Here is a 22,426-nt window from a genome sequence, read left to right as displayed (position 1 = left end):
TATCAGTGACAACTGTTTCGAATTCAGTCGAACAAAAGAAAGGGTTCGGCGCGATGCTGTGGGATTGGTTAACCACAGTCGACCATAAGAAGATCGGTATCCTTTACCTCATCGGCGGCGGGTTCTTCTTCGTCCTTGGCGGTATTGAAGCCATGCTGATCCGTTTTCAGCTTCTTATACCGAACAACGATTTCGTCAGTGCGGGGTTCTTTAACGAACTGATCACGATGCACGGAACGACGATGATCTTCCTGGCCGCGATGCCGCTTTTGTTCGGATTTATGAACGCCATTGTTCCCCTACAGATAGGGGCGCGTGACGTAGCGTTTCCATTCATCAACTCCCTTGGTTTCTGGATGTTCTTCTTCGGTGGGCTGTTCCTGAACCTCAGCTGGTTCCTGGACGCTGCACCTGACGCAGGCTGGACATCCTACGCATCCCTGTCGATCGCTTCGGCCGGTCACGGGATCGACTTCTATGCGATCGGTCTCCAGATCGCCGGTGCGGGTACGCTCATGGCTGGGATCAACTTCCTCGTCACGATCATCAACATGCGTGCTCCGGGTATGACCTACATGCGTATGCCGCTGTTCACATGGACAACATTCGTGGCATCGGCACTGATCCTGTTTGCATTCCCGCCGCTCACAGTCGGGATCTTCTTCCTGACATTCGACCGGATGTTCGGCGCGAACTTCTTTGACCATACGATGGGCGGAAACACGATCATCTGGGAGCATATCTTCTGGATCTTCGGCCACCCTGAAGTTTACATCCTGATTCTTCCGGCGTTCGGGATTTTCTCCGAAGTCTTCTCGGTCTTTGCACGGAAGCGTCTGTTCGGTTACTCGGCGATGGTCTTCGCGACTGTCCTCATCGGGTTCCTCGGCTTCATGGTTTGGGCTCACCATATGTTCACGGTCGGTCTCGGGCCGACAGCGAACGCAATTTTCGCTGTTGCCACCATGGCGATTGCCGTTCCTACAGGGGTCAAGATCTTCAACTGGCTTTTGACCATCTGGGGCGGAAGCATCAAAATCACGACACCGATGCTTTATGCACTCGGATTTATCCCGTCGTTCGTCATGGGCGGGGTCACCGGCGTACAGCAGGGTGCTGCGCCGCTTGACTACCAGCTCCATGACTCGTACTTCATCGTTGCCCACTTCCACTACGTCATCGTCGGCGGTGTTGTCCTCGCGATTCTTGCAGCGACACACTACTGGTGGCCGAAGATGTTCGGCACGATGCTCAGCGAAAAGCTCGGCAAGATCACTTTCTGGTTCTTCTTTATCGGCTTCCACATGACGTTCTTCCTGCAGCACTTCCTCGGCCTGATGGGGATGCCGCGCCGCGTATGGACGTACATGGACGGCCAGGGCTGGAACCTGTTCAACCTGATCAGCACGATCGGTGCGGTACTGATGGCCATCGGTGTCATCGTCCTGATCATCAACGTCATCATCACGACTGCGAAAAACGAACGCGTCGGCAACGACCCTTGGGAAGACGGCCGTACGCTCGAGTGGGCGATTCCTTCGCCGCCTCCATTCTATAACTTTGCCCAGACACCGCTTGTCCGCGGTCTGGACTCGTACTGGATTGAAAAGCAGGAAGGCCACAACGGCTATACTGCAGCGGAACCGGTCACGGATATTCACATGCCGAACGGTTCAATCATTCCGTTCTTCATGACGCTCGGACTGTTCATCGCCGGATTCGGTGCAATGTACCGCCTTGAGCACGATTGGGGTCTCCCGGTCCTGATCTTCGGACTTGCGTTCACATTCCTGACGATGGGTATCCGTTCGATCAAGGATGACCTCGGCTACTATGTAACAAAAGATCAAATCCGCCGCATGGAAAGGGGGCGTGACTGATGGACCTGAATACTAAATTCACACCTCAATCCTGGCCGGATCACCCAGAGACGGCCACGATGGAAGCCAAGAACAAGTTTGTCGGCTTCTGGCTCTTCCTCGGAGGAGAGACGGTTCTGTTCGCCACGCTCTTTGCGACGTATCTGGCACTCAAGAACTCTGTTCCTGACGGGAACGAGTTCCGTACAGAAACACTGTTCGAACTGCCGCTAGTCTTTGTCATGACGATGCTTCTCCTGACATCGTCCCTGACGAGTGTTTATGCGATGTACCATATGAAAAACTACAACTTCAAGGCGATGCAGCTTTGGCTGGCAATCACAGGCTTCCTCGGTCTCGGATTCCTTGCGCTTGAAGTGTATGAATTCTATCATTACATCCACCTCGGGTTCACTTACGGCAACAGTGCTTTCAGTTCGGCATTCTACACGCTTGTCGGCACGCACGGACTCCACGTTGCGATCGGCCTAGTCTGGCTGACGCTTCTGATCCTGCGGAACGCGAAACGCGGCCTGAACCTGTATAATGCGACGAAGTACTACACATTCTCACTGTACTGGCACTTTATTGACGTCGTCTGGGTATTCATCTTCACGGTAGTCTACTTGATGGGAGTGGTCGGTTAAGATGGCACACGATATCGAGATTATTGAAAAGACGCCGGCCGAGTTCGAATACAAGAAGCGCCGTTCCGACCGATTGATGCGCAGCCAGCTGATGATGTTCGCGCTCATGATTTTCATGACGCTGATTTCCTTTGCGGCTGTCCAGGCAGGCTTCTCTGCTTACTTCGTCATCCCGGTCGTACTGCTCCTTGCAGCGGTGCAGGTCGGACTGCAGCTGTATTATTTCATGCATATGAGCGAAAAAGGCCACGGGTTGGTAGCATTCTTCATGTACGGCGGAGTCCTCCTTGCATTCCTGACCGTCTTGGCGTTTGTAACAATCATCTGGTGGTAATGCTGAAACATCCCGGAAGCAAATGGGCTTCCGGGATGTTTTTTTTGTTGGATATAGGTCTATGCTTGCTGTAAGACAGTCGGCTGTATCAGCTGCCGGACCGCAGGTGTCATAGTTCGTTCATTGATATGCCCTCCCTGCGGGCTTATAATGATAAGAGACCTTTAAAAGGAGCGATGGCAATGGTGCCAATTAGCATATTCGGTTTCCGGGCACTCTGGAGCCCATACTTCTTCCTGACGCTTGTCGTCCTGTTTCTCGTGTACCTGGCCATCACTGTCAAATGGCGTGATCGCTTCGAAGGAAGCGAGCCTCTTTCGCGCAGTGAACTGATTTACTTCTCTGCCGGTATGCTGCTTGTCTATGTAACTAAAGGATCGCCGATTGATCTTCTCGGCCATATTCTGTTCAGTATGCACATGGTGCAGATGGCTGTGCTCCTCCTGATTGCGGCTCCCTTCCTCATCAAGGGGATCCCGGTATGGATCTGGAGAAAGGTCTTTGCATTGCCGGTTCTTGGCCACATTCTCCGTGTGATCACGAAACCGCTGATCAGTGTCATCGTATTTAGTGCGATGTTCTCGGTGTATCACCTTCCGATGATCCTGGATACCATTAAGCTCAGCATCCCGCTTCATGCGCTCTTCTCGATCACGCTGTTTATTTCGGCGCTCTGCCTATGGTGGCCGCTCCTCAATGACAGTGACTTTGCACCAAGGCTGAAACAAGGCCTTCACAAGATCGCCTACATCATCTCCAGCGCCATTCTGATCACTCCTGCGTGTGCACTGATCATCTTCGTCGATACGCCTGTCTACGAGACTTACCAGAGCGGGGAAGCCTGGCTGATGTCGATGGCCCTATGTGTTCCGGCCTCCACCCTCAGCGCATTGTCCGGGACCGGCCTGTCGGGTCCGGAAGTGTTCACGAACATGCCGATTCTGTACGATCAGCAGATGGGCGGAGTCATCATGAAGGTTCTGCAGGAGATCATCTATGGGGTGGTTCTCGGCAAGATTTTCCTGAGCTGGTTCCGTCATGAGCGTGACAACGCGGACGAACTCACACAAAAACAACTGCTTGAACGCAAGCGGCTTTCGATGTATAGCTAAGCCGCTGACAATAGGGGGATAACATCATATGTCACTGCCGTTCCTACCGACCATCAGCACATTTTTCATCGTCCTGAGCGCGATTCTTGTCGCCATCGGATGGGCGCTTATCAGCAAGCGGAAAGTGGAAGCCCATAAAAAGACGATGCTCGCTGCAGGAGTCTCTGCTCTCCTGTTTTTCATCATCTATGTCTCCAGGACGCTGTTCGTCGGGAATACGGCGTTCGGCGGTCCGGATGACCTGAAGATCTACTATACGGTCTTCCTCGTCTTCCACATCATCCTGGCGACAACAGGTGCAGTGTTCGGGATTGTGTCGATCTACACAGGACTGAAGGAAGTCCTTCCCCGGCACCGCAAGATCGGTCCCATTACGAGCATCATCTGGTTTTTCACCGCCATCACCGGCGTTGCCGTATATCTTCTTCTGTACGTGTTCTATGAAGGCGGCGAGACGACATCCATGTTCAAAGCAATTCTCGGATCCTGAAGCGAAATCTGCTGCCGGTCCAGAGAAAAAGCCATCACCTTTTTGAAGGGTGATGGCTTTTTTCTATTCTCATTCCACATGGCCTTTTTTCATGAGTCAAATTTTGAATTCCATTTTGATGATGCCGGCATCGCGGGCTGTAGTCATGAGAATGACGAACAGCGGCCCGATGAACAGCCCAAGAAAACCGAAAAGTTTCAAGCCAATGAACATGGAAATCAGAGTGGCGAGAGGGGAGAGCCCGATCTGTTCGCCCATTACTTTCGGCTCGATTGTACGCCGGATGACTAGAAGGATGAGAGCAAGGATGGCGAGTTTTGTTCCCTCGGCAGCGTCACCGATGGCAAACTGGTAAATGGACCATGGCGCAAGGATGATGATCGAACCGAGAATCGGGATCAGATCAACAATCCAGATAATGATCGACATCAGGATGGCATACTCCGGCTTGATGATCAGCAGCCCTACAAACGTAGCCGCCAGGATAATCAGGCTCACGAGAAATTGCGCCTTGATAAATCCGAAAACGGTCCGGTTGAGGCGGTCTGTCATCAGCTTCACTTTCCGCGAAGTTTCTTCCGTCAGCACGTTGAAAACATTTTTCTTTAGACCCGGCAAATCGAGCATGAACAGGAACAGGGCGATCGCATAGAACAGGAGGCTGACCAGGAAGTTCGGGATGCCGGTGAGGAGGCCGGTGATCACATCATAGTTAACGAAGGCAAGAAGAAAATCCCGTGCCGATTCGATCAGCTGGTTCATGCCATTCTGGATGGACTCCACCACTTCAAGCGGCATGCCTTCCGTATAGTTGAACATTTTGTCCTGCATATCGATCCAGGCTCCGGCGATGGCATTGAATGTATCAGGCGCGGATTTTGTGAAGTTAATCAGCCTGCCGACAAGTTGGGTCACGGTAAAGTAGAACAATAGGGCCAGCAGCAGGAGAAAGAAGATAAATACTGATATGACGGTTGTTTTCCTCTTCCACTTAAAACGGTTCATCGTCATTCTGACGAGCGGCTCGAGAAGAATAGCCGTGATCAGCGCGAAAATGAGCGGCAGAGAAATCGGCAGGATGAAGAAGGCAATCAGTAAAGTGATGATTGCGAGAAAGAAGATTGTGACGGTACGGCGGTTCAGCCATTTTCCCATGAATGAGGTCTCTCCCAGAATGTTAGTACTTTTATTATAGACAACAAAAAGATGTTTGAATAGCAATGAAATGGGGGCCTTTTCAGAGATCCATCAAAAAAAGCCCCGCTTTCTTGGCGGGGCCGGCCGGTCAGGCCTGCAGTTCGTGCGGTTTCAGATCTTCTTTAAGTGCGAGCAGTGTTTGCGTGCAGCTTTCGAGAAGATAATCGGGGAAGTGTTCATCTTCTCCGTATTCGACACCGTGAGGGTAGTAGTGCTTGCCGATCACCGGCTTTTTCAGGTTAATGATGGCATCGCGTGCGCCGACATCACCGTCGTTTGTGAACCCGAAGATGCGGAGATAGTAAGTGCCTTCCTTAATGACGATCTTTTTATCATAGCTCACCCGCTCATAGTCCCACTGTTCGGCACGGATGAGGCCGTGCTTGTTCATAATGTCATCAAGTAGTTGAAGATCGGCGGCAACGCCTTCGATGCCTGTGTTTTCAAAATACATGTTCTGTACGCCTCCTTTGGTGCAGTCTGTCTCCATCGTATACCCATCTATGATAGAACAACGGGAAAACAGTTGCAATGACAACATTGTGTCCAAAGTCGCCGCACTGTTATAATGGTCCCAATATACAGAGACCAAGGGGTTTTTTGATTGAAATTCGCATTAAGGCTTTTGCTGGTCCTCGCCGCAATAACGGTCGTCATCCTGTTTACGACGCAGGGCACAAAGGAAAATGATCCGCTGATCTCGCCTGTGCCGAATACAGCCATGCCGGGAGAAGGGGCGCCTTCTCCCGGGAAAGAATCGGTAAGCCGGCCGGACACCGGAATTTCTGTTCTGGTGGGGGAGCCGACAGGGAATCTGACAGAACGTTTCGGTCCCCCCGACAGGATCGAGCCGTCCATGTATGGCTATGAATGGTGGGTATACAGCAATAAGCCGGAAACGTATATGATGGCAGGCGTCCATGACGGTAATGTCAATCAGATCTATGCAGCAGGCCGGGAACTCGATGTGAGTCCGTACAGCATCGGGGAACCTGTAGAGGACATTTTCCGATATACGATTATCGAGCCTGAGGTCAGCATTGAAATTGGAACTGACCGCTATCTGTTCTCCATGAACGGCGATGATCTGGAGGAACGGCTGCTTGTCGCATATGACGGAATCTTCGCCCAGGTCTATGCCGATCGGGAAAAAGGGGAAGTCATGGCGGTGCGTTTTCTGTCCCCCCGGGTGCTTGTCCTGCATCAGCCCTACGAGATGACATACGAAGGGCGTCTGATCGCGCCGGAGCCGCTGTCATCCGCGGTGCAGATTGCAGCGGACCGGGCGGCCGAGCAGCAGGTTATGGAACTGACCAATGTGTTTAGGCAACGTGACGGACTTCCTCCGCTGCAGGAGGATGGCAGCGCCTCGGGAATCGCCCGTGAACGCGCCGTGGATGCGTCGAGGGGCAGCCGCTCCGAAGAAGGTAACGGCCCGTTGTCCGATCAGCTTAAGCTTGCTGGCATCGATTACAGCGAGGCGGGTGAAAATATGGCAGCCGATTACTTGGATGCTGCAGAGACCGTTCACGGGTGGATTAATTCACCGGAACACCGCGACCTCATCTACAATCGCAAATACAACCGGCAGGGAGCTGGTGTATCCAATAAGGTCTATTCGCATCTTTTCCTGAACCGGAAGGAACCGGCCGGCTCATCTGAGTGATGCCGATTATCCGGAAACAAATGTACCCGGAAGTTCATCGGCGAAGTTGCGGATATGAAGCGGCACGGATGCCTTCGCGGCATACAGTGCCGCTTTTTTCTGGATGACGGGACGTTCAGTCCCGAGAAGGGGGAGCAGTTCCGCATAAGTGAGCGATTCAAACTTTTTCGCATCCGGGTTTACTGCAGGGTCTGTTTCAAGGACACCTGGTACATCTTTGAAAAACTCGACAAGTTCCGCTCCGAGCATATCCCCGAGCACGACTGCAGTCAGGTCACTGCCGCCCCTTCCGGTTGTCCGGATACGACCGTCGAGACCGGTTCCCTGAAAGCCGGGAACGACGGCGACATTGCGTTCTCCCCAAATGCGGTAGAACGGATCCAATTCCATTTTCAAGTCAGCACTGCCGAAAGGGCCTTCTGTGAGGATTCCTGATCGGCTTCCATAGATCAGCTCGTTTTCAATGCCTTCCTTCTCAAGCTCCGCGGACATAATCGCCGAAGCAAGAAGCTCTCCGCAACCTGCTGCGACGTCCTGCGCATGCGGCGAAATCCCGAGAGCGCCGCTGATGGAAAGCAGGCTGTCCGTGGAGTAGGGATCCCCGGCCCTCCCCATGGCGGAGACGACAATGACGACCTTGCCATTTTCCCTGATCGCCCTTCTGATATGACGGATGCATGCTTTTCTTGTGCAGCTGTCCCTCATGGCGATTCCGCCGAATTTCTGGATGATCATCGAACTACGCCACCATCTTTCCTCGTGTCATTCAACCACCGTCCTACATACGATGGAGGGTACTCCAACATAATGTATTCGCTCGGAACAAAAATGTTCGGGAAGGGGTCAGGCATGATCGAATTATGCGAGCTGCTGAAAAACTGGCCGTGCACGGCAAAGGGCGGGGACCTCCGGGCAATAATCAGTGGCGTGACGGATCATTCTTCCGAGGTCATCCCCGGATCGGTGTTTGTGGCAAGAGTTGGCCGCAAGGAAAACGGGCTGGATCATATTCCTGAAGCTTTACGGAACGGGGCTGCTGCAATTGTCACTGACAGGGTCCGCACGCCTGCACTTCCTCAGGGCGTGACAGCCATTTCGGTGCCGGATGCCGCTGATTTTCTGGCCTATGCCTGCTCGGCATTCTATCGTCATCCGTCGAGAGAACTGACGATTTTTGCAGTTACCGGAACCAACGGGAAAACAACGACCACGCGTTTTATCGGTCAGATGCTGAAAGCGTGCGGGGTCCGTGCCGCGGTGATTGGCACACTCGGCGTTTGGATCGACGGAAAAAAAGCCCCGCTAAAGATTCCGCCGATGACGACCCTGCCGCCGGCAACCCTTCACAAAGTGCTCAGGCATTGTGTGGATGAAGGGGTTACTCATGTAGCCATGGAAGCCTCCTCTCTGGGACTATCAGGCAAGCGTCTCGACCATTGCAGCATCGATTATGGCATCTTCCTTAATATCGGAAGGGATCATCACGCGGAACATGGCGGAGAAGAATCTTATATCCGGGCAAAAGGCAGACTGTGCGGGCTGGCCGGCCAGGTCATCATCAATTCGGATGATCCGCTGGTCCGCGGTGCCTCGGAAGGCATGCAGCCTTTGATGACGTTCGGAGAGAAGTCCGGCGGTGAAGGGCATATATGCATTCTCGAGGAAAAATCAGGATTTTGGACAGTCAGGAAAGGCGGGAGTAGGGTTGAGATCCCGGCACCGGTGGAAGGCAGGCACAACCGTCAAAACGCCGGTGCCGCATTTGCTGCGCTATGTTCCGCTGGATTCGTTTTGGATGACTTGTGCAGGCATGCCTCCTGCCTAACACTGCCCGAGGGACGGATGCAGGAAGCTGCGGGAGACGGCATCCGCGTATTTGTCGACTATGCCCACACGCCGGATGCGCTTGAAGCGGTTCTCGGGGCATTATCCTCCGTATGCGCGGGCAGAATGATCACAGTATTTGGATGCGGGGGAGACCGGGACAGGGAAAAGCGCCCCGAGATGGGCAGGGTGGCCGGGGAGTACTCCGGTTCTGTATGGGTGACATCGGATAACCCGAGAAGCGAGGACCCGCATAAGATCATTGCGGATATCTTGGAAGGCACAAAGAACTCTTCTGCCGCAATAAGGGAGGAGGCCGACCGGGAAAAGGCGATCTGCGGCGCTATCAACGAAGCCGAACCGGGTGATATTGTTCTGATTGCAGGGAAGGGACATGAGGCAATCCAGATATCCGGCTCTTCCACCCGGCCATTTTCCGACTTCAGGACGGCGCTCCGTTTTCTCGGGGAAAGGGAAGCGTTTCGGGACAGGACGGATCAGGATGACAGAGTACAAATGAGCGACAGATTCTGGTATGATGGGGGTGGAATGGAGTGATGACCATGATGATGACCGACGAATGGCTCCGTGTCATCGAAGAGTCCGAACTGCTCAGCCGGATGATCGTCTCTTCCGAAGAGGCGGAGACTTACCGGCTTGCCCATCATAGAGTTTATTCCGATCCCGGCCTTGTGCAGGAGATCGCTGATTTTGCAAGACTGAAGGAGCAGTATGAAGAGGTCCAGCGGTTCGGCCGCTATCACCCCGACTACAGCACCGTCATGAAGGAAGTCCGTGTGAAAAAGCGCGATCTCGACCTGAATGACAAGGTGGCCGCGCTCAAAGTGGCCGAGAATGACCTGCAGGACCTTCTGGACGAAGTGAGCCTGCTGATCGGGAAAACCGTTTCCGAATCGGTCAAGGTTCCTGTGAGCAATCCGTTCTTTGAGACCGCCTCAGCTTGCGGCGGCAGCTGCGGAACGGGCGGCGGCTGCTCCTGCAGTGCTTGAATACAGAAAAAGGAGATACCTGCGGGCATCTCCTTGGACTGCAGACAAAGTGAGTGTATGGCTCCTTTGTCTGCGGTTTTTCTTTTCCCTAAAATCCTCCGGATTTCCGCTGCGGGCCCTCTCTTACCGCGGGCGTTGCCTTAGCCTCCTCGAGCTGTGCTCTGCGGGGTCTTCGGCTAACGCTTTTCCCGCAGGACAGGGAAGCTTCCCCGAATTCGCCTCGCACGAAGGAAAAGCATTTTCGAGGAGTCTCGAGCCCTACGCTTCAATCCATTCAATGTTTATTGAATTGTTGATTGGAGTGAAGGGCGGAGACTCCTGCGGAAAAAGGAAGTGCGGAGAGACTTCGCAGAAGGCTCGATGCCTTCCCCGCGGAAAGCCTCCGCCCGTAACGGAAATCAACAGCACTTTATCTTAAAACTGACTTTCTACTTAATTATTATTTACTGTCCAATAAAAAAGGAGAGCTTTCGGCATCTCCTTTTTTCAGGAATATGATGATCCAGGATTTACCCCAAGCCGTCAGTCGAGCCCCCGGGTTCTTCTTCCGGTCCGCCTGCAAGTCCCGCTGCAAGATCCGGACGGTCCGTGATGATTCCTTTGGCGCCGGCTGCAATCAGCCGTTCCATTGTGGAACGGTCGTTGATCGTCCAGTAATGGACCGGGATATTGAGCCGCCCGAGAAAACGGATAAAAGGCGGCAGGTCGAGCGGGAACATTCCCGACCGGACCGGAATCTGGAAAACATCCGCCTTCGGCTGATAGAGGTGGCCGAAACCGCTCGCAAATGCCAGATAGGCACGGCGCACTTCCTGCTCTCCGGCACCCAATGCAATCTGGTTTCTGGCATACAGATTGAACCGGTCGATCTGGCTGTCATGGAAACTGGTGACGACCACCCTGTGCCGCGCATCCGCTTCTTCGATGACACGCCAGAGTTTCGACGGAAGAAGCCCGCCTTCATATGTATCCGGCGCATCTTTCATGTCGATGTTGACCAACATATGCGGAAAGGCCTCCAGGAGTTTCCGGAGCGGGACGGCACCGCCTGCCTTTCCCCTGAAAGGATACGTACCGTCTTCGCCTGCATGATGGTAGCCGAGGTCGGCTTCTTCAAGTTCCGACAGCACATAGTCGCCCGGATGGCCGTCCAGGTCGGATGTCCTTCCGAGGGTCTCATCGTGGAAAACGATCACTTCCTCATCTTTTGTAAGGCGGACATCTATTTCAAATCCGTGGACCCCGAGTTCAGCGGCATGTTCAAAAGCGGCCATCGTGTTTTCGGGTGCCAGGCCGGCGCCTCCGCGGTGGGCGAGGATGATCGGTACGTCATAGTCCAGCGCAGGAACGGGTGACCGGCCTTCAGGCTTTGATAAGAATTTCGAACCGGCCCATGCAGCGGCACCTGCCGCCGCAACCGTCATGGCCACTTTTCTTTTCTTTGTCATGCTGACCCTCCCTGTTTCCAAAAAACTATCTCCAGTATAAAAGAAACCGATTTCAATGTCAGCATCCGGCCGGTTGCCCCGTTTTTCAGGCGTGTGGTATTCTGTATGTTAGGAAAGTAGGGATGATCATGATTGAGCGGCGCGGGATCGTCGTCCACCTTCATCATCTGAAACAGGTGAAGGCGCTCAGGAAATACGGGCATGTCCAGTATATTTCCAAGCGGATGAAGTATGCCGTATTGTACTGTGATCTTGACGATGCAGATGCAACGGCCCAAAAACTTGAAAAACTCCAGTACGTCAGGTCGGTACAGCTCTCGATGAAGCCGTTCATCAAAACGGAATTCGAGAATGCCAAACCCGATAAGGCAAAGGAGTATGATTACAAGGGCGGCCTCTGAATCAGCCGAGTGGCGGAATCAGGTGGTTGAGCCGAAGAATACCGGTGATATGCCGGTAGTATTGGTCGCGGTCGGAGAAGTCAGTCGAACGGCGCACTTCAACGGTGACAGGAGTTGCGCCGGCAGCGGCAGCGGCTTCACGGAAACGGGTGATGCGGGCGCTTTCCCCGCCGCCTCCCCGGATGCCTTCGCGGCAGATGTAGATGGGCATGTAGTTGCCTTCACCAGCCGGGTCAAAGGCGGCGGCCGGAGAAAGGACGCCGCCGTCGCCGGTCGTGAAGATGAAGGCGCGGTGCAGGCGTCCGGTATTAGTGCGGATCAGCTCACAAAGTTCAAAGATGTCACCGAGCCCTTCGCCCAGTTCGATAAATCGTTGTGTATTCATACGGGTCCTCCTTTCTCTGCTTATCCTATCATACGGCAGAGCGGGGAAAAGCGTAAAACAGGAAGGTGAAAAGATGAGGGTCATATCCGGTGAACGGAGGGGGCTGCAGCTTAAATCTGCATCCGGTACAGATACCCGGCCGACATCCGACAAGGTCAAGGAATCCGTATTCAATATGATCGGACCGTATTTTGACGGGGGCCGCGTACTGGATTTGTTCGGGGGCAGCGGAGGGCTTGCACTCGAGGCGCTCAGCCGGGGGATGGACCGGGCGGTGCTGATCGAGAAAGACCGCCGCGCACAGGCGGCCATCCTTGAGAACGTGGCGAAATGCCGATATGATGACCGGGTGGAGCTAATCCGCTCGGATGCCCGGCAGGCTGTCCGCCGGATTATAGCCAAAGGGGAGCCGTTCGACCTGCTCTTCCTGGATCCGCCATATGCGCGGGATACATATTATAAGCTGGCCGGGGAGCTCGCGGAAGCAGGACTCATTGCCCGCGATGGCATCATCGTCTGCGAGCATGACCGCTCGGTATCTCTGCCGGACAGCTTCGGGGAATCCATCAAAGAGAAAGAATCTGTATATGGCGGCACCGTAATCACGATCTACCGGAATGCTGCCGGCGAGGGGGAGACAAATGGGTAAAATGGGGGTAGTGCCGGGAAGTTTCGATCCGGTGACAAACGGCCATTTGGATATCATAAGGCGTGCATCTCGCGTCTTTGGCGAAATCCGGGTTTGCGTACTGAACAACTCATCCAAAAATCCGCTGTTCACAGTGGATGAGCGGATCGGACTTATCAGGGAGGCGACGGCTGATATCGCCAATGTGAAAGTAGAGTCGTATTCCGGACTGCTCGTCGACTATGCCAAAGGAGTCGGCGCAACTGCAATCGTCCGGGGTCTGCGGGCGGTCTCGGACTTTGAGTATGAGATGCAGATCACCTCGATGAACAAGGTGCTCGAGGAAGAAATCGAGACCTTTTTCATGATGACAAACAACCAGTATTCGTTTCTCAGTTCAAGCATCGTCAAGGAAGTGGCAAAGTACGGAGCCGACACTGCAGACCTTGTCCCGCCGGTTGTCGAACAGGCACTGAGGGAGAAATACAACATCAAGGAAATCCGGCAATGACCGTTTCCGACAAATGAAAGTGCCCGGCAGAGCCACAGAGGCTGTCCCGGGCATTTTTTTGTCCGGGGCCTGTTCAAAGCAACAACAGCAGCATGAATACGGGCGGGACGATCAGCATATGCGCAAGGCGGGCAGCAGCATACCATCTCATGGAAATTCCTGCACCCCGTGCAATGACCGCGACCTGGAGATGGATGCTCAGCCCGTTCATCGATAGAATCAGAGCGGTCAGTGCGGCATGAAGATTCATGCCGGCAAACAGATCATGGGCAGTCTGGAGACCGGCAGTCATTTCAAACAACGGGAACACAGCCATCCCGGCGGTGTTCATGTCGAGCGGGCTCAGCCTGGCCAGCAGATCGGCGGCCACAGTCCCGACGGCCGAAAAGAAGACAACGGTAGTAGCTACAAGCACGATTGTCTGGGAACTCTCCTTCAGGCTCTCGGTAAGGGGCGAGCCCGCCCTCCTTTTTGGGCTGTCCGAAGAAACAGGATGCCGCTCCCTGACAAGTGCTGCGCGTAAGGTCAGGATCAGCAGGAAGACGAGATTAAGCCCATGGATGACCGCCATGAGCAGCCAGCCGACAGATGCGCTGCCGAACAGTTCGTTCCCGACGTAGCCGATCAGCAGCATCGAACTGGGGGCGTGGCAGATTGCGATCAGCAGCGCTCCTTCACGCTTCGTTAGCCGGCCGTCTTTAACCTGATGGGATACGGAGACCGCACCGACCGGAAACCCGCCGAAAGCTCCCAGCAGGTAAGTTTTCCAGTAGGTCCCCGTCCTTCCCTTCGGTTCCTTCCCGGGCAGCCGCAGCAGCCACTGTGTCAGGATCAGATAAGGAAGCAGATAGGGGAGTAGCGCTTCGGTAAACAGTTCGATGCCGAACATTGCCCCTTCCCGCGCAAGGCCGGGCTGAAGGAGAAACAGTGCGATGAGGCACCAGATAATGACAGTATACATAGAAATATCGACTCCCTCGTTTTGAATGCGCCCATCGCCGGTGCTAAACTATGTATATGCCGGCAGGTACGGGGCTATTTTGGAGGGATCGGTTTTGAACAATGTAAAGAGGATTGCGCTAACGGCAGTACTGCTGGTTTTCGCGGCAGCGGCGCTGTTGCCGCTGGACATGTACATCCAAAAGCCGGGAGGCGCATATGAGCTTGCCCCGCTTGTTGACGTTCAGGGCGGTGACAAAGACGATGATGGAAACTTAAGCCTGATGACCATCGCCCTCTCCAAGGCGACCCCGCTGACCTATGCCGTTGCCGGGTTCATGGACAGCCGTAAAATCATGAAGGCCGGACAGGTACGGAGGGATGGAGAAAGCGAGAAGGAGTATAACCTGCGCCAGAAGCAGCTGATGGAGGATTCGCAGATCAATGCGGTCTTTGTGGCCTATAGCCGGGCAGGCAAGACAGTCAGCCTGGAGACCGAGGGTGTCCTTGTTCTGGATGTGGTGGAAGGCAGCGCTGCCGACGGTATATTGGAAGCGGGAGACCTGATCACCTCTGTCGGGGAAGCATCCGTCGACTCTGAGGATGCGTTCGCGGCTGCTGTAGCATCAGTGCCTGAAGACGAAGCGGTGCAACTGGCCGTTATCAGGGAAGAAGCAGAAACCGAAAAAGAAATAACCCCCGGCACAATTCCGGGTACCGGGGGAAGGAAAGGGCTGGGTGTAAGTTTCACGGCCAAGCGCATCATCGAAACCGAACCTGCGGTTGAAATCGATACGGAGGAAATCGGGGGGCCATCAGCCGGACTTATGTTCACACTCGAGATCATGAACCAGCTGATGGAAAAAGACCTGACAAAAGGGTATCGGGTGGCCGGGACAGGCGAGATGAGTGAAGACGGAACGGTCGGCAGGATCGGCGGAGTCGACTTCAAGGTGATGGCAGCCGACCGGGAAGGGATTGAAATCTTTTTCGCGCCCGATGACGAGATTAGTGAAGAGATGCGGGAACGGGTGCCTGATATCCGGTCCAATTACGACACAGCCGCCGAGACGGCAGAAAAAATCGGCACGGATATGAAAATCGTGCCGGTAAAGACCATTGATGATGCCTTAGACTATCTGGAGACGCTGGACGTAAAAGCGGAATGACGATCAGCCGGTCATAATGGGCGGTGTCCGGAAATCTTTCCCTGGCTTTTCACCCGTACCAAGCGCGTACAGATCCGATGCCCGGATATCCGTCGCCAGCATCGGGTCGTCGGATGATGCGGCCCTTGAAACCAGCGGGAGCCCGAAGTCATCCTTATAAAGGTTCAGATACGAGCGCCCGGCTTGCGTTATTCCGAGAAGCCGGAGGTACCTTGGTTCGCGGAAAAGGCTGAATTCGTTGCTGTCCATCCCGCAAAGAACATGTGTGAGTATTCTCTGGATCCGGGTCCATGTGTAGCGTTTTGTCTTGACCGCTTCCATGAATCCTGTGAAAGTCGGGGCAGCCAGTGCGGCCCTGACAATCCTGTGCTCCAGTCCTTCGGTCATTTCTGCGATGTTCCCCAGCCGCAGTGCCCCGTCACGGATGATGATTGTGCGGAGAATCGGCCAGAACCGGTCCCATCCGCCGAACTGGCCATATTCTTCCCGGAAACCGTTCAGGACGCGGACAGTATGATCAGGGACAGCACGCAAGACTTCATCGGTGATTCCCGCCTCCCGTACGGCTCCCCGGATCGCGGTGGCGCTCATGATGCCGCTGTCGGGATCAGCCCCAAGCTCATGATAGCCGGTTCCCGTCCGGCCGACCGTGAACGCGGTCATGCCGGTGCCAGAAGATCTGGCAGCTTTCATATAGTGAAAGCCGAGGATATTGTTCGGTTTCGTTAGGTCGGCAAGCGGGTCTTGATGTTTTTCTGCATCCGCTACGGAAAGATAGGCCCGGCTCAGCGCGGAAGGGTAGCTGATGCCTGTTTTGACAAGCCGGCGCACTTCAGCCTCGTAGACCGCTTTCTGGTCTTCCAGGAGACGGAGGGTGTTCATGAAAGGCCCGATCCGCCCGTCTTCCGACCCGAAGCAGAATGCACTGCAGCGGGCTGCGGCCAATATGCCGATGGCACCTTCGGCAAATTCGGATGCCTGTGCCACCGCAAAACGGTAAGGGAGTTCGAACACGATGTCGGCACCGGAGCGGAGGGCCAGTTCCGTGCGGGACCATTTGTCGATAAAGGCGGGTTCCCCCCTTTGGAGGAAGTTTCCGCTCATGACCGCGATGACAACGTCTGCTCCGGTAAGGCGGCGGGTTTCTTTCAGGTGGTGGACATGCCCGTTATGCAGCGGGTTATATTCGACGACGACGCCTGCGGCTTTCATCCTGCTCACTCCTCTGATACAATCGGAATAACGACATTATAGCGTGGCCGGGATGAAAAATATAGGACGCATGGGCATCCCCGGGTGACAAGAAATAATCTTGACATCACGTTTTGGACATACTATAATCAATTCTGTTGTCTTGAGGTGATTCCTGATGAAATGGACCATCCGGCAATTAAATCAATTCCGGCAGGATTCCATGCCGGTTGACGGCACCGCCGACCTTTCCGGCGTCATGAAGCGCGACCCGGAAATCCGGGCGATCGGACCGGTCCGTGTTACGGGCACTTGTTCCGTCGGGACCGGCCAGATGACCTGTCGCTTCAAGCTTGAGGGAACGATGACGCTCCCTGAGGCAAGGACCTGGGAAGATATCGAATATCCGTTCACAATCGAGACGGATGAGCAATTTGTCTGGGAAGGCTATGCCGACCCGGGCGATGATGCCGTCCACGAGGTGACCGGGGAAGTGGTGGACCCGACGCCGGTCTTCGAAGAGCTGGTCCTGCTCGAAGTCCCAATCCAGGTGATCGGGGAAGAAGCGGCACCTTCACGGGAAGGGAAAGGATGGGAGTTCTCATCCGAAGAGGAATTCGCCGCCAAGCGTGAAGAAGAAAAGCCGAAAGTGGATCCAAGACTCGCCGGGCTGGCCAATTTTTTTGATCAGCAGGGCGAGGATTCGAAGGACGAATAGAACCGTAAGGAGGTGCCCCGCATGGCAGTACCTAAGAGAAGAACTTCCAAAACTGCAAAGCGTCAACGCCGCACGCACTACAAGCTCCAAGTGCCAGGCATGGTTGCTTGCGATAACTGCGGCGAGATGAAACTCGCTCACCGTGTTTGCAAAAGTTGCGGTGAATACAAAGGTAAAAAAGTCGTCTCCGAGTAATCAGGGACGGACACCAGGGCCGGAAGCCGATTCCGGTCTTTTTTTGTGCCCAAAAGGCCGCCTCCGACGGTTATCCGCACCGGAAATCTGCTTGGCCGTCAATATCCGGTACCGGTGCTGCCTGCGGAATGATAAGGTATAAGCAGATAAGCTGTTTGAGGAGGATGCGGGAATGGTTTACCGGTTTGAGAAGTGGGGGAGCGGTGCGGTGTTCACAATTGACCGCCCGGAAAAGCGCAATGCCATCAATGATGAGGTGATGGACGCTTTGTCGGATGCCATAAAGGCCGCCGGGGATGATGAATCGCTGCGTTATTTTGTAATCACCGGAGAGGGCCGGTCGGCCTTTTGTTCGGGAGGGGATCTGTCAGAGTTTCACAAATTGCGTACAGAGGAGGATGCTGCGCCCATGCTCGGCAAAATGGCGGACATCCTTCTGCGGCTGGCTTTGCTTCCTGTCCCCGTCATCGCCCTTGTCGACGGCCATGCCGTAGGCGGAGGCTGCGAGATTGCGACCGCATGCGATTTCAGGATTGTCCGTGAAGATGTCAGATGCGGTTTTATCCAGGGAACACTTGCCATCACGACCGGCTGGGGCGGCGCAACGCATCTGCTGCATAAAACAGGCCGGCAGGACACGGCGCTCAGGATGCTGATGGAGGCCACGCCGAAGCGGGCACCGGAACTGCTTGAAGCAGGGTGGGCCACTGAATTGTACACGGGAGACAAATTTGCCGCACTCAGCCGTTTCACAGAACCGATGGAACGCGTGCATCCGTCCGTCCACCGCGCTTACAAACAGGCGGCCGTGCGAAGATACATCGCGGGAGGCCTCCCGGAACGGGTGCGCGAAGAGGTTTCGGCATGTGCGAAACTATGGGCCGCCGATGTTCACCATGAAGCGGTCGACCGGTTCCTCAACAAGAAAAAATAAAGTCTATTTCATCCTTCCCCCGCATATAGTTTCCAAAATGGGGGTGGTAGAGATGAAGGAAAACACAAGAAAAGACCGCTGGACTCCGGAGGATGACCGCATTCTGGTCGAGACGGTGATCGGAGCGGTGAAAAACGGCGGCACCCAGCTCGGCGCGTTCGAAGAAGCGGCGGAAAAGCTCGGAAGGACGAAACAGGCCTGCGGATTCCGCTGGAACAAGACGCTCCGGAAGATTCATTCCGCCGAGCTGGAGGCCGCGCAGAAAAAGCCCGAGCATCATCTGAAGTCCCACCTGAAACAGGCGATGAGCGGATTCGATGAATTATCCGATTCCTATATGCGCCTGAAAAAGGAGCATGAAGCGCTTGCTCGTGAGCATCACAGGCTGCTTGCCTGGCTTTCCAAAGGAGTGGCTTTCATAGAAAAAGGCGACAGCTGACAGCAGGACCGCATGCCGGTTCTGCTCTTTTCCTTTATTTCTCCGATATGACTTGAAAACGGTTTCACATATCATATAGACTGATAATGAAGGGGTTTCAAATAGTTTGTCAATTCAGGGGGGATCCGCATGGAAAAGATTCTGATCGCGAACCGGGGGGAAATCGCGTCACGCATTATCAGGACTTGCCGGAAGCTCGGTATCCGCACCATTGCCGTTTATTCCGAAGCTGACGCCGGACTGCCTTTCACAAAAGAGGCGGACGAAGCGTTCGAAATCGGCCCGGGTCCGGTTCCGCAATCGTATCTGAAGGGTGCTGATATCATTGAGCTTGCCAAAAAGGAGGGCGCTGACGCTATCCACCCGGGATACGGACTGCTATCTGAGAACGCGGCATTTGCCCGTGATGTAAAAGAAGCCGGCATGGTCTTTATCGGACCGGATGCTGACGTGATCGAGAAAATGGGGGATAAGATCGAGGCACGCCGGGTCATGATGGAGGCGGGTGTACCGGTTGTGCCGGGAACCGAAGAAGGCGTGGCCACAATGGAAGAAGCGGTTAGCGCGGCGGAAGGGATCGGTTATCCGGTCATGATGAAAGCGAGTGCCGGAGGCGGCGGAATCGGCATGGTGCGCTGTGAAAATGAGCAAGCGCTCAGTCGAAATTTTGACGGCGTCAAAAAACGCGCCATGTCCTACTTCGGGGACGACCGGGTGTTCATCGAAAAGTTCATCGATGATGCCCGCCATATCGAAGTGCAGATTTTCGGCGACACCCAAGGCAATGTCGTGCATCTGTTTGAACGGAACTGTTCGGTACAGCGCCGAAACCAGAAAGTGATTGAGGAATCCCCGTCACCGGGTTTCCCGGAAGAAGCGAAAGTCCGCATGCTTCAGGCGGCGGTTGATGCCGGAAAGGCGGTTGGCTACACGAATGCGGGAACCGTTGAATTCATCGTCGGGCCGGACCATGAGTTTTACTTCCTCGAGATGAACACGCGGCTCCAGGTGGAGCATCCGGTGACCGAAGCCGTAACGGGATTTGATCTGGTGGAGTGGCAAATTGCAGTGGCTTCCGGGAAAGAGCTTCCGGTGAAGATGCAGGATGAAATCACTTCCGCCGGACACTCGATCGAATACAGAATTTATGCTGAAGATCCTGAGAAATTCCTCCCGTCCCCGGGCAGGATTACGGAACTCAGCTTTCCGGAAAGTGAGTGGGTCCGCATCGACAGCGGATACGCGGAAGGTGATACAGTCACGCCGTTCTATGATCCGATGATCGCAAAGGTGGTCATCAGCGGCAGCTCGCGAAAAGAAGCAATCAGCCGATCCGTGCAATTTTTCAGTGAAGCCCGTGCGGCGGGAGTCCGGACAAATCTCCCGCTGTTCGAGACGTTTGCCGGATCCGAAGAATTCTCTTCGGGCAACTATACAACTGATGTCCTGGCCGGATGGCAGGCAAAGAAAAAGGAGGAAGTTTGAGATGAATGAATTGAAATCGACAATGGCAGGTACGGTATTTACGGTTGATGTGAACGCAGGCGATGAAGTATCTGCAGGACAAACGGTCGTCGTCCTCGAATCGATGAAGATGGAAATTCCGGTCGAAGCCGAAAAGGGCGGCAAGGTCAAGGAAGTACGCGTCAATATCGGAGACTTCATCAATGAGGGCGACACGATCCTGACATTCGAATAAGACGGAATTTGCAACACTCAGGGAGGGGGAAATGGCATGTCAGTAAAGACCAACGAAAATGAACGTCTCGAAAAAGCATTGGAGCAGATATTTGCAGGGGGACAGCCGAAGTATCATGAAAAACTGAAGGAACAGGGGAAACTGTTTGTAAGGGAACGTCTGGATCTTCTGTTCGATAACGGGAAATATACGGAGGATGCCCGATTCGCAAATGTCGAAGCCGGCGATCTGCCGGCAGACGGGGTAGTGACAGCCACCGGCAAGGTCGGCGGGAAGACCGTCTGTGTCATGGCCAACGACTCGACGGTAAAGGCCGGTTCCTGGGGAGCGCGCACGGTCGAGAAAATCATCCGTATCCAGGAAACCGCCGAACAGCTGAAGGTGCCGCTCCTGTACCTCGTCGACTCGGCAGGCGCAAGGATCACGGACCAGCTGGATATGTTTCCGAACCGCAGGGGGGCGGGGCGGATCTTCCACAACCAGGTTCGCCTGTCAGGTGTCATTCCGCAAATCTGCCTTTTGTTCGGTCCATCGGCTGCGGGCGGGGCTTATATCCCGGCTTTCTGTGATATCGTCATCATGGTCGACGGCAATGCATCAATGTATCTCGGATCTCCCCGGATGGCTGCGGAGGTCATCGGGGAAAAAGTATCGCTTGAAGAGATGGGCGGGGCACGCATGCACTGCACAGTGAGCGGATGCGGGGACTGGCTTGCCGCAGATGAGCAGGAAGCGATCGAAGCTGCAAAAGCCTACCTGGAATTTTTCCCGTCCAACTTTGCGGAAAAACCGGAAATCAAAACACCTGTTCCGGTATCCGAAGGCAGGCCTCTCGGGGAGATCATCCCCAAAAATCAGAACGCACCTTTTGATATGTATGAGGCCATAGACAGACTGATTGACGAAAACAGCTTTTTCGAGATCAAGAAATTGTTCGCATCCGAGCTGATCACAGGTCTCGCCCGCATCGAGGGCCGTCCGGTCGGCATCATCGCCAACCAGCCTAAAGTAAAGGGAGGCGTGCTCTTTGTAGACTCTGCCGACAAAGGCGCAAAGTTCATCTCGCTTTGTGATGCATTCTCGATCCCGCTTCTGTTCCTTGCCGATGTCCCGGGCTTCATGATCGGGACGAAGGTCGAGCGCGCGGGGATCATCCGCCATGGCGCCAAGCTGATCTCGGCTATGAGTTCAGCGACGGTTCCGAAGATCTCGGTCATTGTCCGCAAGGCATACGGTGCCGGGCTGTACGCAATGGCTGGCCCTGCATTCGAGCCGGATGCCTGCATTGCGCTGCCGTCGGCACAGATCGCCGTGATGGGACCGGAAGCCGCGGTCAATGCCGTGTATTCCAACAAGATCCAAGCGATCGAGGATCCGAAAGAGAGGATCCAATTTATCCAGGAAAAGCGCGAGGAATACCGTGAGCAGATCGACATCTATAAACTGGCTTCCGAGATGATCATCGATGATATCGTCTCGCCGGACAATCTCCGCTCGGAGCTGGCTGCCCGTTTCGCGATCTATTCCACGAAAGAAGTCGCACTGCCTCTTCGCAAGCACCCGGTCAATCCGGTATAATAGTACTGCATCAAGGCCTGCCCTTCCGGCGGGCCTTTTCATTGGGGGAAGG

The 22,426-nt window shown here is 54.5% G+C and carries 26 protein-coding genes; 19 read left to right on the top strand and 7 right to left on the bottom strand.

From position 1 onward, the window contains the following. Nucleotides 1-53 precede the first annotated feature (53 nt). The 5 genes from ctaD (at nt 54) to BMX91_RS01540 (ending at nt 4,442) form a co-directional block, all read left to right on the top strand. The gene (gene ctaD, locus BMX91_RS01560) at nt 54-1,880 is read left to right on the top strand and encodes a cytochrome c oxidase subunit I (protein WP_092050712.1); all 1,827 of its coding nucleotides are present in this window, start codon (nt 54-56) and stop codon (nt 1,878-1,880) included. Then, nucleotides 1,880-2,506 (top strand): cytochrome (ubi)quinol oxidase subunit III, encoded by a 627-nt coding sequence (locus BMX91_RS01555; RefSeq protein ID WP_092049161.1) that lies wholly within the window; start codon nt 1,880-1,882, stop codon nt 2,504-2,506. The genes ctaD and BMX91_RS01555 overlap by 1 nt, the downstream gene beginning before the upstream one ends. Before the next feature lies 1 nt (nt 2,507). Beyond that, nucleotides 2,508-2,840 (top strand): cytochrome c oxidase subunit IVB, encoded by a 333-nt coding sequence (gene ctaF, locus BMX91_RS01550; protein WP_092049159.1) that lies wholly within the window; start codon nt 2,508-2,510, stop codon nt 2,838-2,840. Nucleotides 2,841-3,025: 185 nt separating this feature from the next. Beyond that, nucleotides 3,026-3,952 carry a cytochrome c oxidase assembly factor CtaG gene (gene ctaG / locus BMX91_RS01545; protein WP_092050709.1) on the top strand — a complete coding sequence of 309 codons (927 nt, stop codon included), beginning with the start codon at nt 3,026-3,028 and terminating at the stop codon, nt 3,950-3,952. A gap of 28 nt (nt 3,953-3,980) precedes the next feature. Further along, nucleotides 3,981-4,442 (top strand): DUF420 domain-containing protein, encoded by a 462-nt coding sequence (locus BMX91_RS01540; RefSeq protein WP_092049157.1) that lies wholly within the window; start codon nt 3,981-3,983, stop codon nt 4,440-4,442. Between the two features lie 96 nt (nt 4,443-4,538). Here the strand turns inward: BMX91_RS01540 and ytvI are convergent, their stop codons facing one another. Next, on the bottom strand, nt 4,539-5,597 hold the full coding sequence (gene ytvI / locus BMX91_RS01535) for a sporulation integral membrane protein YtvI (RefSeq protein ID WP_092049156.1): 1,059 nt from the start codon (nt 5,595-5,597) through the stop codon (nt 4,539-4,541). 130 nt (nt 5,598-5,727) lie between these two features. Then, nucleotides 5,728-6,093: a YugN family protein gene (locus BMX91_RS01530; RefSeq protein ID WP_092049154.1), complete on the bottom strand. Its 366-nt coding sequence runs from the start codon at nt 6,091-6,093 to the stop codon at nt 5,728-5,730. Between the two features lie 150 nt (nt 6,094-6,243). Here BMX91_RS01530 and BMX91_RS01525 point away from each other — a divergent pair, with 150 nt between their 5' ends. Further along, nucleotides 6,244-7,305, top strand: a complete 1,062-nt coding sequence (locus BMX91_RS01525; RefSeq protein ID WP_092049152.1) for a CAP domain-containing protein — start codon at nt 6,244-6,246, stop codon at nt 7,303-7,305. Nucleotides 7,306-7,311: 6 nt separating this feature from the next. Here BMX91_RS01525 and BMX91_RS01520 read toward each other — a convergent pair whose 3' ends face one another. Next, nucleotides 7,312-8,040: an amino acid kinase family protein gene (locus tag BMX91_RS01520; RefSeq protein ID WP_092050706.1), complete on the bottom strand. Its 729-nt coding sequence runs from the start codon at nt 8,038-8,040 to the stop codon at nt 7,312-7,314. Nucleotides 8,041-8,154: 114 nt separating this feature from the next. Between BMX91_RS01520 and BMX91_RS01515 the strand changes: the two genes are divergently transcribed. Further along, nucleotides 8,155-9,687: a UDP-N-acetylmuramoyl-L-alanyl-D-glutamate--2,6-diaminopimelate ligase gene (locus BMX91_RS01515; RefSeq protein ID WP_177168221.1), complete on the top strand. Its 1,533-nt coding sequence runs from the start codon at nt 8,155-8,157 to the stop codon at nt 9,685-9,687. A gap of 5 nt (nt 9,688-9,692) precedes the next feature. Next, nucleotides 9,693-10,139 (top strand): YlbF family regulator, encoded by a 447-nt coding sequence (locus tag BMX91_RS01510; RefSeq protein ID WP_092050703.1) that lies wholly within the window; start codon nt 9,693-9,695, stop codon nt 10,137-10,139. 509 nt (nt 10,140-10,648) lie between these two features. Here the strand turns inward: BMX91_RS01510 and BMX91_RS01505 are convergent. After that, a complete protein-coding gene (locus BMX91_RS01505; protein ID WP_092049148.1) occupies nt 10,649-11,587 on the bottom strand; it encodes a glycerophosphodiester phosphodiesterase in 939 nt (312 codons plus the stop codon). A gap of 128 nt (nt 11,588-11,715) precedes the next feature. Here BMX91_RS01505 and BMX91_RS01500 point away from each other — a divergent pair, with 128 nt between their 5' ends. After that, nucleotides 11,716-11,988 (top strand): YlbG family protein, encoded by a 273-nt coding sequence (locus BMX91_RS01500; protein WP_092050700.1) that lies wholly within the window; start codon nt 11,716-11,718, stop codon nt 11,986-11,988. Between the two features lies 1 nt (nt 11,989). Here BMX91_RS01500 and BMX91_RS01495 read toward each other — a convergent pair whose 3' ends face one another. Beyond that, a complete protein-coding gene (locus BMX91_RS01495) occupies nt 11,990-12,373 on the bottom strand; it encodes a DUF7147 family protein (RefSeq protein ID WP_092049146.1) in 384 nt (127 codons plus the stop codon). Between BMX91_RS01495 and rsmD the strand changes: the two genes are divergently transcribed. Both rsmD and coaD read left to right on the top strand, forming a co-directional pair. Further along, entirely contained in the window at nt 12,270-13,022 is a 753-nt protein-coding gene (rsmD, locus tag BMX91_RS01490; RefSeq protein ID WP_322787435.1) for a 16S rRNA (guanine(966)-N(2))-methyltransferase RsmD, read from the top strand. The two genes, BMX91_RS01495 and rsmD, sit on opposite strands and share 104 nt — an antisense overlap. After that, the gene (gene coaD, locus BMX91_RS01485; RefSeq protein ID WP_092049142.1) at nt 13,015-13,512 is read left to right on the top strand and encodes a pantetheine-phosphate adenylyltransferase; all 498 of its coding nucleotides are present in this window, start codon (nt 13,015-13,017) and stop codon (nt 13,510-13,512) included. The genes rsmD and coaD overlap by 8 nt, the downstream gene beginning before the upstream one ends. Nucleotides 13,513-13,585: 73 nt before the next feature. On the opposite strand, the gene BMX91_RS01480 is transcribed toward coaD, so the two are convergent. Further along, nucleotides 13,586-14,473, bottom strand: a complete 888-nt coding sequence (locus tag BMX91_RS01480) for a hypothetical protein (RefSeq protein WP_092049140.1) — start codon at nt 14,471-14,473, stop codon at nt 13,586-13,588. A 94-nt stretch (nt 14,474-14,567) separates the two neighbouring features. Here BMX91_RS01480 and BMX91_RS01475 point away from each other — a divergent pair, with 94 nt between their 5' ends. Continuing rightward, on the top strand, nt 14,568-15,620 hold the full coding sequence (locus BMX91_RS01475; protein WP_092049137.1) for a SepM family pheromone-processing serine protease: 1,053 nt from the start codon (nt 14,568-14,570) through the stop codon (nt 15,618-15,620). Between the two features lie 3 nt (nt 15,621-15,623). Here the strand turns inward: BMX91_RS01475 and BMX91_RS01470 are convergent, their stop codons facing one another. Beyond that, nucleotides 15,624-16,832: a nucleotidyltransferase gene (locus BMX91_RS01470; protein WP_092049134.1), complete on the bottom strand. Its 1,209-nt coding sequence runs from the start codon at nt 16,830-16,832 to the stop codon at nt 15,624-15,626. 157 nt (nt 16,833-16,989) lie between these two features. On the opposite strand from BMX91_RS01470, the gene BMX91_RS01465 reads away from it, so the two are divergent. The 7 genes from BMX91_RS01465 (at nt 16,990) to BMX91_RS01435 (ending at nt 22,374) form a co-directional block, all read left to right on the top strand. After that, nucleotides 16,990-17,529 (top strand): YceD family protein, encoded by a 540-nt coding sequence (locus BMX91_RS01465; protein ID WP_092049132.1) that lies wholly within the window; start codon nt 16,990-16,992, stop codon nt 17,527-17,529. A 21-nt stretch (nt 17,530-17,550) separates the two neighbouring features. Continuing rightward, a complete protein-coding gene (gene rpmF, locus BMX91_RS01460; protein ID WP_092049129.1) occupies nt 17,551-17,724 on the top strand; it encodes a 50S ribosomal protein L32 in 174 nt (57 codons plus the stop codon). 172 nt (nt 17,725-17,896) lie between these two features. Next, nucleotides 17,897-18,658: an enoyl-CoA hydratase/isomerase family protein gene (locus BMX91_RS01455; protein WP_092049126.1), complete on the top strand. Its 762-nt coding sequence runs from the start codon at nt 17,897-17,899 to the stop codon at nt 18,656-18,658. 52 nt (nt 18,659-18,710) lie between these two features. Beyond that, a complete protein-coding gene (locus BMX91_RS01450; protein WP_092049124.1) occupies nt 18,711-19,097 on the top strand; it encodes a transcriptional regulator in 387 nt (128 codons plus the stop codon). Nucleotides 19,098-19,226: 129 nt separating this feature from the next. Further along, a complete protein-coding gene (locus BMX91_RS01445) occupies nt 19,227-20,582 on the top strand; it encodes an acetyl-CoA carboxylase biotin carboxylase subunit (RefSeq protein ID WP_092049122.1) in 1,356 nt (451 codons plus the stop codon). A 1-nt stretch (nt 20,583) separates the two neighbouring features. After that, nucleotides 20,584-20,796: a biotin/lipoyl-binding carrier protein gene (locus BMX91_RS01440; protein WP_092049120.1), complete on the top strand. Its 213-nt coding sequence runs from the start codon at nt 20,584-20,586 to the stop codon at nt 20,794-20,796. Between the two features lie 36 nt (nt 20,797-20,832). Beyond that, nucleotides 20,833-22,374 (top strand): acyl-CoA carboxylase subunit beta, encoded by a 1,542-nt coding sequence (locus BMX91_RS01435; protein ID WP_092049118.1) that lies wholly within the window; start codon nt 20,833-20,835, stop codon nt 22,372-22,374. Nucleotides 22,375-22,426 lie beyond the last annotated feature (52 nt).

Origin of the sequence: Bhargavaea ginsengi (assembly GCF_900109165.1) — a bacterium.
Lineage (GTDB): Bacteria > Bacillota > Bacilli > Bacillales_A > Planococcaceae > Bhargavaea > Bhargavaea ginsengi.
This window is presented reverse-complemented; position numbering and strand designations above follow the sequence as displayed.

Bases quoted from the DNA above. Each gene is read 5' to 3' on its own strand.
- BMX91_RS01555 (WP_092049161.1), top strand. From the start codon at position 1,880: ATGGACCTGAATACTAAATTCACACCTCAATCCTGGCCGGATCACCCA.
- BMX91_RS01445 (WP_092049122.1), top strand. From the start codon at position 19,227: ATGGAAAAGATTCTGATCGCGAACCGGGGGGAAATCGCGTCACGCATT.
- BMX91_RS01470 (WP_092049134.1), bottom strand. From the start codon at position 16,832: ATGAAAGCCGCAGGCGTCGTCGTCGAATATAACCCGCTGCATAACGGG.
- BMX91_RS01495 (WP_092049146.1), bottom strand. From the start codon at position 12,373: ATGAATACACAACGATTTATCGAACTGGGCGAAGGGCTCGGTGACATC.
- BMX91_RS01480 (WP_092049140.1), bottom strand. From the start codon at position 14,473: ATGTATACTGTCATTATCTGGTGCCTCATCGCACTGTTTCTCCTTCAG.
- BMX91_RS01435 (WP_092049118.1), top strand. From the start codon at position 20,833: ATGTCAGTAAAGACCAACGAAAATGAACGTCTCGAAAAAGCATTGGAG.
- BMX91_RS01505 (WP_092049148.1), bottom strand. From the start codon at position 11,587: ATGACAAAGAAAAGAAAAGTGGCCATGACGGTTGCGGCGGCAGGTGCC.
- rpmF (WP_092049129.1), top strand. From the start codon at position 17,551: ATGGCAGTACCTAAGAGAAGAACTTCCAAAACTGCAAAGCGTCAACGC.
- BMX91_RS01500 (WP_092050700.1), top strand. From the start codon at position 11,716: ATGATTGAGCGGCGCGGGATCGTCGTCCACCTTCATCATCTGAAACAG.
- ytvI (WP_092049156.1), bottom strand. From the start codon at position 5,597: ATGGGAAAATGGCTGAACCGCCGTACCGTCACAATCTTCTTTCTCGCA.
- rsmD (WP_322787435.1), top strand. From the start codon at position 12,270: ATGAAGGCGCGGTGCAGGCGTCCGGTATTAGTGCGGATCAGCTCACAA.
- BMX91_RS01515 (WP_177168221.1), top strand. From the start codon at position 8,155: ATGATCGAATTATGCGAGCTGCTGAAAAACTGGCCGTGCACGGCAAAG.
- ctaD (WP_092050712.1), top strand. From the start codon at position 54: ATGCTGTGGGATTGGTTAACCACAGTCGACCATAAGAAGATCGGTATC.
- BMX91_RS01530 (WP_092049154.1), bottom strand. From the start codon at position 6,093: ATGTATTTTGAAAACACAGGCATCGAAGGCGTTGCCGCCGATCTTCAA.
- BMX91_RS01450 (WP_092049124.1), top strand. From the start codon at position 18,711: ATGAAGGAAAACACAAGAAAAGACCGCTGGACTCCGGAGGATGACCGC.
- BMX91_RS01510 (WP_092050703.1), top strand. From the start codon at position 9,693: ATGATGATGACCGACGAATGGCTCCGTGTCATCGAAGAGTCCGAACTG.
- BMX91_RS01520 (WP_092050706.1), bottom strand. From the start codon at position 8,040: ATGATCATCCAGAAATTCGGCGGAATCGCCATGAGGGACAGCTGCACA.
- BMX91_RS01540 (WP_092049157.1), top strand. From the start codon at position 3,981: ATGTCACTGCCGTTCCTACCGACCATCAGCACATTTTTCATCGTCCTG.
- BMX91_RS01455 (WP_092049126.1), top strand. From the start codon at position 17,897: ATGGTTTACCGGTTTGAGAAGTGGGGGAGCGGTGCGGTGTTCACAATT.
- BMX91_RS01440 (WP_092049120.1), top strand. From the start codon at position 20,584: ATGAATGAATTGAAATCGACAATGGCAGGTACGGTATTTACGGTTGAT.
- ctaF (WP_092049159.1), top strand. From the start codon at position 2,508: ATGGCACACGATATCGAGATTATTGAAAAGACGCCGGCCGAGTTCGAA.
- BMX91_RS01465 (WP_092049132.1), top strand. From the start codon at position 16,990: ATGAAATGGACCATCCGGCAATTAAATCAATTCCGGCAGGATTCCATG.
- coaD (WP_092049142.1), top strand. From the start codon at position 13,015: ATGGGTAAAATGGGGGTAGTGCCGGGAAGTTTCGATCCGGTGACAAAC.